The sequence below is a fragment of the Pseudomonas sp. UBA6315 genome (assembly GCF_002438125.1).
In the GTDB taxonomy this organism is placed as follows: domain Bacteria; phylum Pseudomonadota; class Gammaproteobacteria; order Pseudomonadales; family Pseudomonadaceae; genus Aquipseudomonas; species Aquipseudomonas faucium.
In genome coordinates, this window is sequence record NZ_DJTF01000078.1 from 1 (window position 1) to 13364 (window position 13364).

A 13364-nucleotide genomic window follows, 5' to 3' on the forward strand; every position below is an offset into this window, starting at 1 on the left:
CGAGCTTGAGCAGATTGCTTTCGACTTCGGTCACCAGCGCGGTGACGCGCTTGATCACCTGGCCAGTCAGGTCTTGGTAGTCCTGGGCCAGGAGAATGTCGTTGAGGTGGCCGGACACCTTGCGGTTGCCCTCGGCGCTGTGCGTCAGGAAACTGTCGACGCGCTTGACCAGCTCACGGAATTCCGGCGCGGCCACTTCGCGGCGCATGAAACGCTGCCAGTCCAGGCTCAGGCCCTGGGCCTCGGCCGCCAGGTCGTTGAGCACAGGCGTGCTCTCCTCCACCAGGTCCATGGTGCGGTTGGCGGCGCCTTCGGTGAGCTTGACCACGTAGGACAGGCGCTCGGTGGCGTCGGTGATCTGCGAGACTTCCTCGGCCTGCGGCATGTGCGGGTCGATCTGGAAGCTGACGATCGCGCTGTGCAGCTCGCGGGTGAGCTTGCCGACTTCCTGGTACAGGCCGCGGTCGCGAGTCTGGTTGAGCTGATGGATCAGCTGCACCGCCTCGCCGAAACGGCCGCGCTCCAGGCTTTCGACCAGCTCCTGGGCATGCTTCTTCAGGGTCGTTTCGAACTCCCCCAAAGACGTTTGTGATGATTCCATGGCGCCCCCTGACGTGACTCAGCCGTTGACGCGTTCGAAGATCTTCTCGATCTTTTCTTTGAGCACCTGGGCGGTGAACGGCTTGACCACGTAACCATTGACGCCGGCCTGGGCCGCTTCGATGATCTGGTCGCGCTTGGCTTCGGCGGTCACCATCAGCACCGGCATGCCCTTGAGGCGGTCATGGGCGCGCACCTTGCGCAGCAGGTCGATGCCGGACATGCCGGGCATGTTCCAGTCGGTCACCAGGAAGTCGTAATGGCCGCTTTCGAGCATCGGCAGCGCCGTGGTGCCGTCGTCGGCCTCGTCGGTGTTGGTGAAGCCAAGGTCACGCAGCAGATTCTTGATGATTCGCCGCATCGTCGAAAAGTCGTCAACGATGAGGATTTTCATGTCTTTGTTCAAGTAGACCTCCAAGCAGTCTCAAACGCGCTCGGCCTACCGAGCACGCAACTCATTCAATTCGGTACAACATGGAAAACGACTGCAACGATACCGGGCTCAACGCGCCCGCCACTCTCCCAGACGGCTGCGCAGGCGCGCGGCGCACTGGCTGTGCAGCTGGCTGACACGCGACTCGCTGACCCCCAGCACCTCACCGATCTCCTTGAGGTTCAGCTCTTCGTCGTAGTACAGCGCCAGCACCAGCCGCTCACGTTCCGGCAGGTTGGCGATGGCATCGGTCAGGGCGGCCTGGAAGCGCTCGTCCTCCAGGTCGCGCGATGGCTCGACCTGGCCACTGGCGCCGTCCTCGTGCAAGCCTTCGTGCTCGCCGTCCTGCAACAGGTCGTCGAAACTGAACAGGCGGCTGCCCAGGGTATCGTTCAAGATCCCGTAGTAATCATCGAGACTCAATTGGAGTTCGGCAGCAACTTCATGATCTTTAGCGTCACGGCCGGTTCTGGCTTCAACGGCGCGCATCGCGTCGCTGACCATGCGGGTGTTGCGGTGCACCGAACGCGGCGCCCAATCGCCCTTGCGCACCTCGTCGAGCATCGCGCCACGGATGCGGATGCCGGCGTAGGTTTCGAAGCTCGCACCCTTGCTGGCGTCGTACTTGTTGGCAACTTCCAGCAGGCCGATCATGCCGGCCTGGATCAGGTCTTCGACCTGCACGTTGGCCGGCAGGCGCGCCAGCAGGTGGTAGGCAATGCGCTTGACCAACGGGGCGTAGCGTTCGATCAATTCGTACTGGGCGTCCTTGGACGCCTTGCTGTACATCTTGAATCCGCTCGCGTTCATAGCACCGGCCCTGCGCTGGTGGGTTGCACCAGGCGCTCGACGAAGAACTCCAGGTGCCCGCGCGGGTTCGCCGGCAGCGGCCAGCTGTCGACCTTCTGGGCAATGGCCTTGAAGGCCAGCGCGCACTTGGAGCGCGGGAAGGCTTCGTACACTGCGCGCTGCTTCTGCACCGCCTTGCGCACGCACTCGTCGTAAGGCACGGCGCCCACGTACTGCAGGGCAACGTCAAGGAAGCGGTCGGTGACCTTGGTCAGCTTGGCGAACAGGTTGCGCCCTTCCTGCGGGCTCTGCGCCATGTTGGCCAGCACGCGGAAACGGTTCATCCCGTAATCGCGGTTGAGCAGCTTGATCAGGGCGTAGGCGTCGGTGATGGAAGTCGGCTCGTCGCAGACCACCAGCAGTACTTCCTGGGCCGCGCGGACGAAGCTGACTACCGAGTCACCAATACCTGCAGCGGTGTCGATCACCAGCACGTCGAGGTTGTCGCCGATCTCGCTGAAGGCCTGGATCAAGCCGGCATGCTGGGCCGGCGCCAGGTGCACCATGCTCTGGGTGCCCGAGGCCGCCGGCACGATGCGCACACCGCCCGGCCCCTGCAACAGCACATCGCGCAGTTCGCAGCGCCCTTCGATCACGTCGGCCAGGGTGCGCTTGGGGGTCAAGCCCAGCAACACGTCGACATTGGCCAGGCCCAGATCGGCGTCCAGCAGCATGACCCGGCGGCCGAGTTCGGCCAGCGCCAGGGACAGGTTCACTGAAACGTTCGTTTTGCCGACGCCACCTTTACCACCGGTGACGGCGATCACCTGTACGGGATGCATGCTACCCATGTTCGTTGTTTACCTTGTCTCGCTTGGACCCAAGCCACACTAGAGGCATTACAGCGCCCCCCTGGTGTAGGTATTTTGCATACGCGTCATCATCAGCCCGCGCGCCGCGGGTTGTGATAGAGATCAGCGAACATGTCGGCCATGGCCTCTTCGCTGGGCTCGTCTTGCAACTGCACATTGACCGCGCGGGTCACCAATTGGTGCGGGCGCGGCAGGTGCAGGTCATCAGGAATACGCGGGCCATCGGTGAGATAGGCCACAGGCAGTTCATGACTGATGGCCAGGCTCAGCACATCGCCGAGGCTCGCCGTTTCGTCGAGTTTGGTCAGGATACAACCGGCCAGGCCGCAGCGCTTGTAGCTGTGGTAGGCAGCGGTGAGCACCTGCTTCTGGCTGGTAGTGGCCAGCACCAGGTAATTCTTCGCGGCGATGCCGCGCCCGGCCAGGGTTTCCAGCTGCATGCGCAGCGCCGGGTCGCTGGCCTGCAGGCCGGCGGTATCGATCAGCACCACACGTTTGCGCAGCAGCGGCTCCAGCGCCTGGGCCAGCGACTGGCCCGGGTCGACGTAGGTCACCGGCACGTTGAGGATGCGGCCCAGGGTCTTGAGTTGCTCCTGGGCGCCGATGCGAAAGCTGTCCATGCTCACCAGGGCCAGGTTCTGCGGGCCGTACTTGAGCACATAGCGCGCCGCGAGCTTGGCCAGCGTGGTGGTCTTGCCCATGCCGGCCGGGCCGACCACTGCGATCACCCCGCCCTCTTCGATCGGCTCCACCTCGGGCACCTCGATCATCCGCGCCAGGTGCGCCAAAAGCATGCGCCAGGCCTGGCGCGGCTCTTCGATTTCAGCCGTGAGGTCGAGCAGTTCGCGGGCGATCGGGCCAGACAGGCCGATACGCTGCAGGCGGCGCCACAGGTTGGCTTGCGCAGGCTTGGCGCCTTGCAGCTGGTTCCAGGCCAGCGAACCGAGCTGCACTTCGAGCAGCTCGCGCAGGCCCGAGAGCTCCGAGCGCATGGCGTCGAACACGCGCTGGTCGACCGGCGCCGGGGCAGCTGCGGCAGCGGCTGCCGGCGCCTCCACGTGCGGCTCGATCAGCGGCTCCGAGGCGGTCAGCGACTGGCCGGCGAACAATTGGCGGTTGCCTTCGCTGGCATCTTCGCGGTTGTCCAGCTCGGCCTGGGCCGTGGCGATGCGCGAATGGGTCTTGCGCAGCTCTTCTTCCAGCTCGGCGTTGGGCACGCGCGGGGCCAGCGCGGACAGCTTGTAGTCCAGCGCGGCCGTCAGCTCGACACCGCCGGCGATGCGGCGGTTACCGATGATGGCGGCATCGGAGCCCAGCTCATCACGGACCAGCTTCATGGCCTGACGCATATCGGCGGCGAAAAAACGCTTAACTTGCATAACCCACTACCTCAGCCGTTGGGGCCCACGGTGGCAACGATGGTGACTTGCTTGTTATCCGGTATTTCCTGATACGCCAGAACATGCAAATTCGGTACAGCCAGGCGACCGAAGCGCGACAGCATGGCGCGGATCGGGCCGGCGACCAGAAGGATGGCCGGCTGGCCCTGCATCTCCTGACGCTGGGCTGCTTCGATCAACGAACGCTGCAGCTTTTCGGCCATGCTCGGTTCCAGAAGAACACCGTCTTCCTGACCTTGCCCGGCCCTTTGCAGACTATTGAGCAAAATCTGTTCCAACCTTGGCTCAAGGGTGATCACAGGCAGCTCGGACTCAACGCCGACAATGCTTTGCACGATGGCACGACACAATCCGACGCGCACTGCCGCGACCAGCGCGGCGGTATCTTGACTCTTGCCCGCATTGTTCGCGATGGCCTCGGCAATGCTGCGAATATCACGTACTGGCACTTGCTCGGCAAGCAACGCTTGCAGGACCTTGAGCAGCCCCGACAAGGAAATGACACCCGGTACCAGTTCCTCGGCAAGTTTAGGCGAAGCCTTGGACAATACCTGCAGCAGCTGCTGCACCTCTTCGTGGCCGATCAGCTCGTGGCAGTGCTTCTGCAGGATCTGGTTGAGGTGGGTGGCCACCACCGTACTGGCGTCGACCACGGTGTAGCCCAGCGACTGCGCCTGGGCCCGCTGGCCGACGTCGATCCACACCGCCTCCAGGCCGAACGCCGGGTCGCGCGCGGCAATGCCGTTGAGGGTGCCGAACACCTGGCCAGGGTTGATCGCCAGTTCCCGGTCCGGGTAAATCTCGGCTTCGGCCAGGATCACCCCCATCAACGTCAGGCGGTAGGCACTGGGCTGCAGGTCGAGGTTGTCGCGGATGTGCACGGTGGGCATGAGAAAGCCCAGGTCCTGGGACAGCTTCTTGCGCACGCCCTTGATCCGTGCCAGCAGCTGACCACCCTGATTGCGGTCGACCAGCGGGATCAGGCGGTAGCCGACCTCCAGGCCGATCATGTCGATGGGGGTGACGTCGTCCCAGCCCAGTTCCTTGGTATCCATCGCCCGTTGCGGCGAAGGCAGCAGGTCCTGCTGGCGCTGGGCTTCCTGCAGCGCCTCGACCTTGGCCTTCTGCTGCTTCTTCCACACCAGGTACGCACCACCTGCGGCCAGCAGGCCGAGGCTGAGGAAGGCGATGTGCGGCATGCCCGGCACCAGGCCCATGACGATCATCAGGCCGGCCGACACCGCCAGCGCCTTCGGCGAATCGAACATCTGCCGGTTGATCAGCTTGCCCATGTCCTCGGAGCCCGAGGCACGGGTGACCATGATCGCGGCGGCGGTGGACAGCAACAGGGATGGCAATTGCGCCACCAAACCGTCACCAATGGTCAACAAGGCGTACACCTTGCCCGCATCGCCGAAGCTCATGCCGTGCTGCAGCATGCCGATGAGCATGCCGCCGATCAGGTTGATGAACAGGATCAGCAGGCCGGCGATGGCGTCACCGCGCACGAACTTGCTGGCACCGTCCATCGAGCCGTAGAACTCGGCCTCCTGGGCCACCTCGGCGCGGCGCGCCTTGGCCTGGGCCTGGTCGATCAGGCCGGCATTGAGGTCGGCGTCGATGGCCATCTGCTTGCCGGGCATGGCGTCGAGGGTGAAGCGCGCGCTCACCTCCGAAATACGCCCGGCACCTTTGGTCACCACCACGAAGTTGATGATCATGAGGATGGCGAACACCACCGCACCCACGACATAGTTGCCGCCGATCACCACCTCGCCGAAGGCCTGGATCACCTTGCCCGCGGCGCCATGGCCCTCCTGGCCGTGGAGCATGACCACGCGCGTGGAGGCGACGTTCAGGGCCAGGCGCAACAGCGTGGCGACCAGCAGGATGGTGGGGAACGCGGCAAAGTCCAGCGGCCGCAGGGCGTACACGCAGACCAGCAGGACCACGATCGACAGGGCGATGTTGAAGGTGAAGAAGACGTCGAGCAGGAACGGCGGTATCGGCAACATCATCATTGCCAACATCACCAGCAGCAACAACGGCACCCCCAGGTTGCCCCGGCCGAGACCGACCAGGTTTTGCCGGGCGTTGCTGATTAACTGAGTGCGATCCACCGCGATTCCTCTTCATGCAAAACTTTGACGCCCAAGGGGCGCTTGGGCGTGGCTCTGCAAGAAGCCTTCCAACTTTGGGTTTTGTGCTGGCAGGGCCGGCCCTATCGCCGGCAAGCCGGCTCCCACAGGCACACCTGAACATTCAAGACCTGCAGTGAGCCTGTGGGAGCGGGCTTGCCCCGCGAAGAGGCCAGCCAGCGCTACACAGGATCAACTGTCGCGGCGCAGGTCTGGCGGGATCGGCAGGTCTTCCTTCAACGGCTCCGGCCGCTTGCCCTTGCCCGAGCGGTACTGGCGAATCTGGAACACGTAGGCCAGCACCTGCGCCACGGCCAGGTACAGCCCCGCCGGGATCTCCTGCTCGACCTCGGTGGAGTAATAGATCGCCCGCGCCAACTCGGGCGACTCGAGAATCTGCACCTTGTGCTCCACGGCGATCTCGCGAATCTTCAAGGCAATGAAGTCGGTACCCTTGGCCAGCAGCAACGGCGCCGCCCCGCCCTGCTCCGGGTCGTATTTCAGGGCCACGGCATAGTGCGTGGGGTTGGTGATGATCACATCGGCCTCAGGCACCGCGGCCATCATGCGCCGCTGCGACACCTCGCGCTGCAGCTGGCGGATGCGCTGCTTGACCTCGGGCTTGCCCTCGCTGTCCTTGTACTCGTCCTTGACCTCCTGCTTGGTCATCTTCAGCTTCTTGTGCGTCTGGTACAGCTGGAACGGCACGTCCGCCGCCGCGATGATCAACAGGCCCGCCGCCATCCACAGGGCACTCCAGCCCACCACCTGGACGCTGTGGATGATCGCCTGCTCCAGCGGCTCGTTGGCGATGGCCAGCAGCGCCTGGCGGTCATTGCTGAGCACCACCAGCGCCACCACCAGGATCATGAAGAACTTGGCCATCGCCTTGAGCAGTTCGGTCAGCGAGTTCAGCGAGAACATGCGCTTGATCCCCGACAATGGGTTCATGCGACTGAACTTGGGCTGCAGCAGGCTCCCGGAGAAGATGAACCCGCCCAGCAAGATGGACGATACGAAGGCGATCACGAACAGCAGCACCAGGATCGGCTGCACCGCCCAGATCGCCATCTTGCCCGAGGCGAGCAGGAACTGGCCCATGGAGCGCTCATCGACCAGCACTTCACGGGTCAGCGAGAAGTTCATGCGCATCAGCGTCATCAGGGTTTCGGCCAGGTTGCCGCCAAAGGCCAGCAAGGCCCCGGCACCGGCGAGGGTCACCGACACCGTGTTCAGCTCCTTGGAGCGGGCGATCTCACCTTTTTCGCGCGCGGTGCGCTTGCGTTTTTCGGTGGGGTCTTCGGTCTTGTCCTGACCGCTCTCGCTCTCGGCCATGCTCAGCGCGCCCTTGCCAGCTCACGCAGCCATTGCAGCGCTTCGCTGGCCAATGCCTGGTAATGGGAAAGAATGTCGGCCAGCCCCACCCAGAAGATGCCGATGCCTAGCACCAGGGTCAGCGGGAAGCCGATCGAGAAGATGTTCAACTGCGGCGCGGCGCGGGTCATCACGCCGAAGGCGATGTTCACCACCAAAAGCGAAGCGATCGCCGGCAGAATCAGCAACAGCCCGGCGCCGAACACCCAGCTCAGGCGCCCGGCCATTTCCCAGAACTGGTTGGGCATCAGCGCATTGCCCACCGGCAAGGTGGTAAAGCTCTCGGTGAGGATCTCGAACGCCACCAGGTGGCCGTTCATCAGCAGGAACAGCACGCTCACCAGCATGGTCATGAACTGGCTGACCACGGCCACGTTGACGCCGTTGGCCGGGTCGACCATGGAGGCGAAGGCCATGCCCATCTGCACCGCGACGATCTGCCCGGCGATGACGAAGGCCTGGAACAGCAGCTGCAGGGAAAACCCGAACAGCGCACCGACGATGACCTGCTCGCCGCACAGCAGCAGGCCACGCAGGCTCAGCGGGTCGAACTCGGGCAACGGCGGCAGTGCCGGCACGATCACCACGGTAATGGCCACCGCCGCGTACAGGCGGATGCGCGCCGGCAGCATGCGCGTGCCGAAGATCGGCATGGTCATCAGCAGCGCCGTCACCCGGAACAACGGCAGGATGAAGGTGGCGACCCAGGTGCCGATCTGTGCGTCGGTCAGCTCCAGCATGGCCGCCTCAACCGATCAGCTGCGGGATGCTGGTGTACAGGCCGGTGATGTACTCCATGAACTTCTGCACCAGCCAAGGGCCGGCGACGATCAGCGTCACCAGCATGACCAGCAGGCGCGGCAAGAAGCTCAGGGTCTGTTCGTTGATCTGCGTGGCGGCCTGGAACATCGCCACCATCAAGCCCACCAGCAGGCTCGGCACCACCAGGATGGCAACCATCAGCGTGGTCAGCCACAGCGCATCGCGGAACAGGTCGACAGCTACTTCAGGGGTCATGCGGGGCTCTCCTTGACGGCGTCAGACGCCGCCGAAACTGCCGGCCAGGGTGCCCATGATCAACGCCCAGCCATCGACCAGGACGAACAGCATGATCTTGAACGGCAGCGAGATGATCAGCGGCGAGAGCATCATCATACCCATGGCCATCAGCACACTGGCCACCACCATGTCGATGATCAGGAACGGGATGAAGATCATGAAGCCGATCTGGAACGCGGTCTTCAGCTCGGAGGTGACGAACGCCGGCACCAGGATCGTCAGCGGCACCTGGTCGGGGCCGGCGATGTCGGTGCGCTTGGACAGGCGCATGAACAAGTCCAGGTCGCTCTGCCGGGTTTGCGCCAGCATGAAGTCCTTGAGCGGCCCCTGGGCCTTGTCGATGGCTTGCTGAGCGGTCATCTGCTCTTTCAGGTAGGGCTGCAGGGCGTCCTGGTTCACCCGGTCGAACACCGGGGCCATGATGAACATGGTCAGGAACAGCGCCATGCCGGTCAGCACCTGGTTCGACGGCGTCTGCTGCAGGCCCAGGGCCTGGCGCAGGATCGAGAACACGATGATGATGCGGGTGAAGCTGGTCATCAGGATGACGAACGCCGGGATGAAGCTCAGCGCCGTCATGATCAGCAGGATCTGCAGGCTGACCGAATACTCCTGCTGCCCATCCGGGCCGTTGGACAGGGTGATGGCCGGGATCGACAGCGGGTCGGCCGCCAGCGCCAGCGGCGCGGCCAGCAGCAGCGCGATGGGCAGCAAGGTGCTCAACAGGGTGCGCAGGGCGCGGCTCATCACTTCTTGTCCTTCTGATCCTTGCCCATCAGCTCCATCAGCCGCTGGGCGAATTCCGGCGTTGCCTGGCGGGCACTGGCAGGTACCTGCACCGGCTCCGCCAGCACATGCAAGGCCTCGATGCTGCCGGGGCTGTGGCCGATGAGAATCTGCTCGTTGCCCACCTGCACCAGCAGCAGCCGGTCACGCGGGCCGATGGCGCGGCTGCCGACGATCTCGATCACCTGGCCGCCCTTGGGGGTGGCGCCCTGCATGCGGCGCAGCGCCCAGGCCAGGAAGAAGATCAGGCCGACCACCAGCAACAGGCCGAAGACCATCTGCGCCAGCTGCCCGCCCAGGCTGCCGGGCGCGGCTGCGGCTGGCGCGGCCGGGGCGGCGGCCACGGCGGCAATCGCCACTTCGCTGGCCAGCAAGCCGACCAGGGCCATCGCGGCCCGCATCGTGCCCTTCACTCAGCGCAGCTTCTTGATGCGTTCGCTGGGGCTGATCACGTCGGTCAGGCGGATGCCGAACTTCTCGTTGACCACAACCACCTCGCCATGGGCGATCAGGGTGCCGTTGACCAGCACGTCGAGCGGCTCGCCGGCCAGGCGATCAAGCTCGATCACCGAGCCCTGGTTGAGCTGCAGCAGGTTGCGGATGTTGATCTCGGTGCTGCCCACTTCCATGGAGATGTTCACCGGAATGTCGAGGATCACGTCCAGGTTGGGGCCTTCGAGGCTGACGTTTTCCTTGGGCCGCGGCGAGCTTGCGAACTCCTCCATCGGCAGGCGGCCGGCGCCTGAGCTGCCGCTGTCGGCGCCGAGCAGCGCGTCGATGTCGGCCTGGCCGGCGTCACCGGTTTCTTCCAGGGCCGCAGCCCATTCATCGGCCAGGGCCTGGTCCTCGGGGGAGGTGATCTCGTTTTCGTTAGCCATGATGTCCTCGGCAGGCATTCAATTCGTAGTGAGCGACCGGCACGCCGTCAGCGGCGTTCGATCGGGTCGATGATCTGCAGGGCCAGGTTGCCCTTGTGCGAACCCAGGCGCGCCTTGAACGACGGCACGCCATTGGCGCGCAGCACCAGGTGCTCGGGCAGCTCCACCGGGATCACGTCGCCGACCTGCATGTGCAGGATGTCGCGCAGCTTCAGCTGGCGGCGGGCAACGGTGGCGGTCAGCGGCACCGACACGTCCAGCACGTCCTCGCGCAGGGCCTTGACCCAGCGCTCGTCCTGGTCGTCCAGGTCGGACTGGAAGCCGGCATCGAGCATTTCGCGCACCGGCTCGATCATCGAGTACGGCATGGTCACGTGCAGGTCGCCGCCACCGCCGTCGAGCTCGATGTGGAAGGTCGACACCACCACCGCCTCGCTCGGCCCGACGATGTTGGCCATGGCCGGGTTGACCTCGGAGTTCATGTACTCGAAGTTGACCGGCATGATCGCCTGCCAGGCTTCCTTGAGGTCGACGAAGCACTGGTCCAGCACCATGCGCACCACGCGCAGCTCGGTCGGGGTGAATTCGCGGCCTTCGATCTTGGCGTGACGGCCGTCGCCGCCGAAGAAGTTGTCCACCAGCTTGAACACCAGCTTGGCGTCGAGGATGAACAGCGAGGTGCCGCGCAGCGGCTTGATCTTCACCAGGTTGAGGCTGGTGGGCACGTACAGCGAATGCACGTACTCGCCGAACTTCATCACCTGCACGCCACCCACGGCCACGTCGGCGGAGCGGCGCAGCAGGTTGAACATGCTGATGCGGGTGTAGCGGGCGAAGCGTTCGTTGATCATTTCCAGGGTCGGCATGCGACCCCGCACGATACGGTCCTGGCTGGTCAGGTCGTAGCTCTTGATGCTGCCAGGCTCGGCAGCGCTTTCGGTCTGTACCAGCCCATCGTCGACGCCATGCAGCAGGGCATCGATCTCATCCTGGGACAGCAGGTCCTGTACGGCCATGACGGACTCCTACTGCAATACGAAATTGGTGAACAGCAACTGGTCGACCACAGGTTTGCCGACTTCCTTCTGCGCCACTTCCTGCACCACCGCGGTGGCTTTCTGACGCAGCATCTCCTGGCCCACCGGGCTGCCGGCCAGGCTGTCGAAGCCCTGCCCGGAGAACATCATCACCAGGTTGTTGCGGATCACTGGCATGTGCACCTTCAGGGCATCCAGGTCGGCCTGGTTGCGGCCTTGCAGGGTGATGCTCACCTGCATGTAGCGCTGGCGGCCGTTCTGGTTGAAATTGACCACGAAGGCGGGGGCCAGCGGCTCGTAGATCGCCGCCGGCTTGACGTTGCCCGCCGCAGGGTCAGCCGCCGGGGCCGGCTCGCTCTTGTGCATGATGAACCAGGTGGCGCCCACCGACAGGCCGACGGCCAGCAGCAGTGCCAGCACCAGCAGCAGGATCAGCTTGAGTTTGCCTTTAGCGGCGGGGTCTTTCACTGCGTCGCTCTTCGCCATGCCAATAATCCGTCGTCCAGCGGGGTTTCAAAGGAGATGACGTGGCTTGAGCAAGTGTTATGCCAGATTTCGGGTTTTAGCCTGTACCGGCCCTATCGCCGGCAAGCCGGCTCCCACAGGTACACCACTGCACCAAAGTCGGTGGTGTACCTGTGGGAGCGGGCTTGCCCCGCGAAGAGGCCGGTGCCGCCACGGCAAATCAGGCGTAGAAGTCGACCGCGCTGTCGCCGATGACCACCTGCTGCTCGACCGGCCGGGCGGCATCGGCCACTTCACCACCCCGCTCGCCAGCGCCACCTTCCTGCGCCCGGCGCGCCGCCACGCCGGACAATTGCGAGCCGTCCTGCTGCGCCTGCTGCTGTTGCTGCCCGCGCGACTGGTCGGCGACGTTGACGTCCGGCTGCGCCAGCCCCTGCTGGGCGAACAGCTCGCGCAAGCGGTGCACCTGGCTGTCCAGCGCATCGCGCACGCCGGCATGGCCGCTGATGAAGGTGACCTGGGTCGACTGGTCCGCCGCCAGGTTGACGCGAATGTCCAGGCGCCCGAGCTCCGCCGGCTCCAACTGGATATCGGCCGACTTGAGGTTCTGGCTGGACAGGTACATGACCCGGTTGACCAGGCCCTCGGCCCAGGCGTTCTGGTTCATCGCCAGCGGCTGGTGCAGGGGGCTCGGGGTCACCGGCACGGCGTTGGCGGTCTTGGCCGTGGCCGCCTGGGTCAGGCTGGCAAGGCGGTTGGCAAAGTCATCGATGCGGGTATCGCTGCTGGCGTTCTTGGTGTCTTTGAGGCCGTCTTCGAGCAAGGCGCCGAAGGCCTTGTCACCCGACTCCGCATGGCCTGCCTCGGCCTCGACCTTGTCGACCAGGTTCGCCAATGGATTGACGGCCACCGGGCCATCCTCGGCCTGCGGCTGCTGCGCGGTGTTGCTGGCCGCATGGGCCGAGGTGGTGCCTTTGGCCTGGGCGCTCTGCTCCAGCGCCAGGCGCAGGGTGGGCATGTTGGCCAGGGCGTCGGCCTCGGGGTCGAAGGTTTCGCCGGCATCCTCTTCAGGCAACGCCGGCGCCGGTGCTTGCTGAGCGGCCGCCTGCAACACCGGCGCCACGGTCTGGGCCTGGGCCTGCAACAGTTGCGCGCCCGGCTGGGCATCGGTGACCTGGCCGGCTACCAGGTTGGCATCCACCGAGCTTGCGTCGGCGTCGGCGCTGGCCTGGGCCTGGTCGCTGGCTGGCAATTTGTTGCCGTCATCGGCAACGGCTGGCTTGTCGGCTGCCGCCGCCTTGCCGCCCTGGTCGGTATCAGGCTTGTCCTTGGGCTTGACCTTGTCGTCGCGCAGCGAAGGCTTGTCGCGGCCCTGGTTGGCCATCACCTGGTCGAAGCCACCGCCCTGCCCGCCCGCCGCCTGCAGCGGTTTGTCCAGCCGCGAGGAAGCAGCGTTCGACGGCTTGCTCAGGGTGCTGGATTGCAACAAAGGGTTGGGTGCGACAGGCATTGAAAGGTCTCCGCGCCAAAAAC

Annotated in this window: 15 protein-coding genes; all 15 read right to left on the reverse strand. The window is 64.8% G+C overall.

Annotation, left to right across the window (positions count from 1 at the left end):
• Positions 1–601, reverse strand: a 601-nt coding sequence (locus tag B3E94_RS10300) for a protein phosphatase CheZ (protein ID WP_286913403.1), incomplete at its 3' end; no start/stop codon positions are given.
• A gap of 18 nt (positions 602–619) precedes the next feature.
• Entirely contained in the window at positions 620–994 is a 375-nt protein-coding gene (locus B3E94_RS10305; RefSeq protein WP_104881405.1) for a chemotaxis response regulator CheY, read from the reverse strand.
• A 108-nt stretch (positions 995–1102) separates the two neighbouring features.
• Positions 1103–1843, reverse strand: a complete 741-nt coding sequence (fliA, locus tag B3E94_RS10310; protein WP_054900043.1) for an RNA polymerase sigma factor FliA — start codon at positions 1841–1843, stop codon at positions 1103–1105.
• Positions 1840–2673 (reverse strand): flagellar synthesis regulator FleN, encoded by an 834-nt coding sequence (fleN, locus tag B3E94_RS10315; RefSeq protein ID WP_016393812.1) that lies wholly within the window; start codon positions 2671–2673, stop codon positions 1840–1842. The genes fliA and fleN overlap by 4 nt, the downstream gene beginning before the upstream one ends.
• A gap of 92 nt (positions 2674–2765) precedes the next feature.
• Positions 2766–4073 carry a flagellar biosynthesis protein FlhF gene (gene flhF, locus B3E94_RS10320; protein ID WP_286913405.1) on the reverse strand — a complete coding sequence of 436 codons (1308 nt, stop codon included), beginning with the start codon at positions 4071–4073 and terminating at the stop codon, positions 2766–2768.
• A gap of 11 nt (positions 4074–4084) precedes the next feature.
• Complete coding sequence (gene flhA, locus B3E94_RS10325; RefSeq protein ID WP_286913406.1) at positions 4085–6214, reverse strand: flagellar biosynthesis protein FlhA; 2130 nt, start codon at positions 6212–6214, stop codon at positions 4085–4087.
• A gap of 210 nt (positions 6215–6424) precedes the next feature.
• Complete coding sequence (gene flhB, locus B3E94_RS10330; RefSeq protein ID WP_176513153.1) at positions 6425–7567, reverse strand: flagellar biosynthesis protein FlhB; 1143 nt, start codon at positions 7565–7567, stop codon at positions 6425–6427.
• A gap of 2 nt (positions 7568–7569) precedes the next feature.
• Positions 7570–8346, reverse strand: a complete 777-nt coding sequence (fliR, locus tag B3E94_RS10335; protein WP_286913408.1) for a flagellar biosynthetic protein FliR — start codon at positions 8344–8346, stop codon at positions 7570–7572.
• 7 nt (positions 8347–8353) lie between these two features.
• Positions 8354–8623 (reverse strand): flagellar biosynthesis protein FliQ, encoded by a 270-nt coding sequence (gene fliQ, locus B3E94_RS10340; protein WP_176513149.1) that lies wholly within the window; start codon positions 8621–8623, stop codon positions 8354–8356.
• Positions 8624–8644: 21 nt separating this feature from the next.
• Positions 8645–9412, reverse strand: coding sequence for a flagellar type III secretion system pore protein FliP (gene fliP, locus B3E94_RS10345; RefSeq protein ID WP_176513147.1), 768 nt, complete (start codon positions 9410–9412; stop codon positions 8645–8647).
• Positions 9412–9852 (reverse strand): flagellar biosynthetic protein FliO, encoded by a 441-nt coding sequence (gene fliO, locus B3E94_RS10350; protein ID WP_286913450.1) that lies wholly within the window; start codon positions 9850–9852, stop codon positions 9412–9414. The genes fliP and fliO overlap by 1 nt, the downstream gene beginning before the upstream one ends.
• 12 nt (positions 9853–9864) lie before the next feature.
• Entirely contained in the window at positions 9865–10329 is a 465-nt protein-coding gene (fliN, locus tag B3E94_RS10355) for a flagellar motor switch protein FliN (protein ID WP_236236349.1), read from the reverse strand.
• A gap of 47 nt (positions 10330–10376) precedes the next feature.
• Positions 10377–11345, reverse strand: coding sequence for a flagellar motor switch protein FliM (gene fliM / locus B3E94_RS10360; protein WP_176513144.1), 969 nt, complete (start codon positions 11343–11345; stop codon positions 10377–10379).
• 9 nt (positions 11346–11354) lie between these two features.
• Positions 11355–11852, reverse strand: coding sequence for a flagellar basal body-associated protein FliL (fliL, locus tag B3E94_RS10365; RefSeq protein ID WP_286913410.1), 498 nt, complete (start codon positions 11850–11852; stop codon positions 11355–11357).
• 199 nt (positions 11853–12051) lie between these two features.
• A complete protein-coding gene (locus B3E94_RS10370; RefSeq protein WP_286913411.1) occupies positions 12052–13341 on the reverse strand; it encodes a flagellar hook-length control protein FliK in 1290 nt (429 codons plus the stop codon).
• Positions 13342–13364 lie beyond the last annotated feature (23 nt).

Coding starts and splice junctions, on each gene's coding strand:
- B3E94_RS10305 (WP_104881405.1), bottom strand. CDS start 994: ATGAAAATCCTCATCGTTGACGACTTTTCGACGATGCGGCGAATCATC.
- fliA (WP_054900043.1), bottom strand. CDS start 1,843: ATGAACGCGAGCGGATTCAAGATGTACAGCAAGGCGTCCAAGGACGCC.
- fleN (WP_016393812.1), bottom strand. CDS start 2,673: ATGGGTAGCATGCATCCCGTACAGGTGATCGCCGTCACCGGTGGTAAA.
- flhF (WP_286913405.1), bottom strand. CDS start 4,073: ATGCAAGTTAAGCGTTTTTTCGCCGCCGATATGCGTCAGGCCATGAAG.
- flhB (WP_176513153.1), bottom strand. CDS start 7,567: ATGGCCGAGAGCGAGAGCGGTCAGGACAAGACCGAAGACCCCACCGAA.
- fliR (WP_286913408.1), bottom strand. CDS start 8,346: ATGCTGGAGCTGACCGACGCACAGATCGGCACCTGGGTCGCCACCTTC.
- fliQ (WP_176513149.1), bottom strand. CDS start 8,623: ATGACCCCTGAAGTAGCTGTCGACCTGTTCCGCGATGCGCTGTGGCTG.
- fliP (WP_176513147.1), bottom strand. CDS start 9,412: ATGAGCCGCGCCCTGCGCACCCTGTTGAGCACCTTGCTGCCCATCGCG.
- fliO (WP_286913450.1), bottom strand. CDS start 9,852: ATGCGGGCCGCGATGGCCCTGGTCGGCTTGCTGGCCAGCGAAGTGGCG.
- fliN (WP_236236349.1), bottom strand. CDS start 10,329: ATGGCTAACGAAAACGAGATCACCTCCCCCGAGGACCAGGCCCTGGCC.
- fliM (WP_176513144.1), bottom strand. CDS start 11,345: ATGGCCGTACAGGACCTGCTGTCCCAGGATGAGATCGATGCCCTGCTG.
- fliL (WP_286913410.1), bottom strand. CDS start 11,852: ATGGCGAAGAGCGACGCAGTGAAAGACCCCGCCGCTAAAGGCAAACTC.
- B3E94_RS10370 (WP_286913411.1), bottom strand. CDS start 13,341: ATGCCTGTCGCACCCAACCCTTTGTTGCAATCCAGCACCCTGAGCAAG.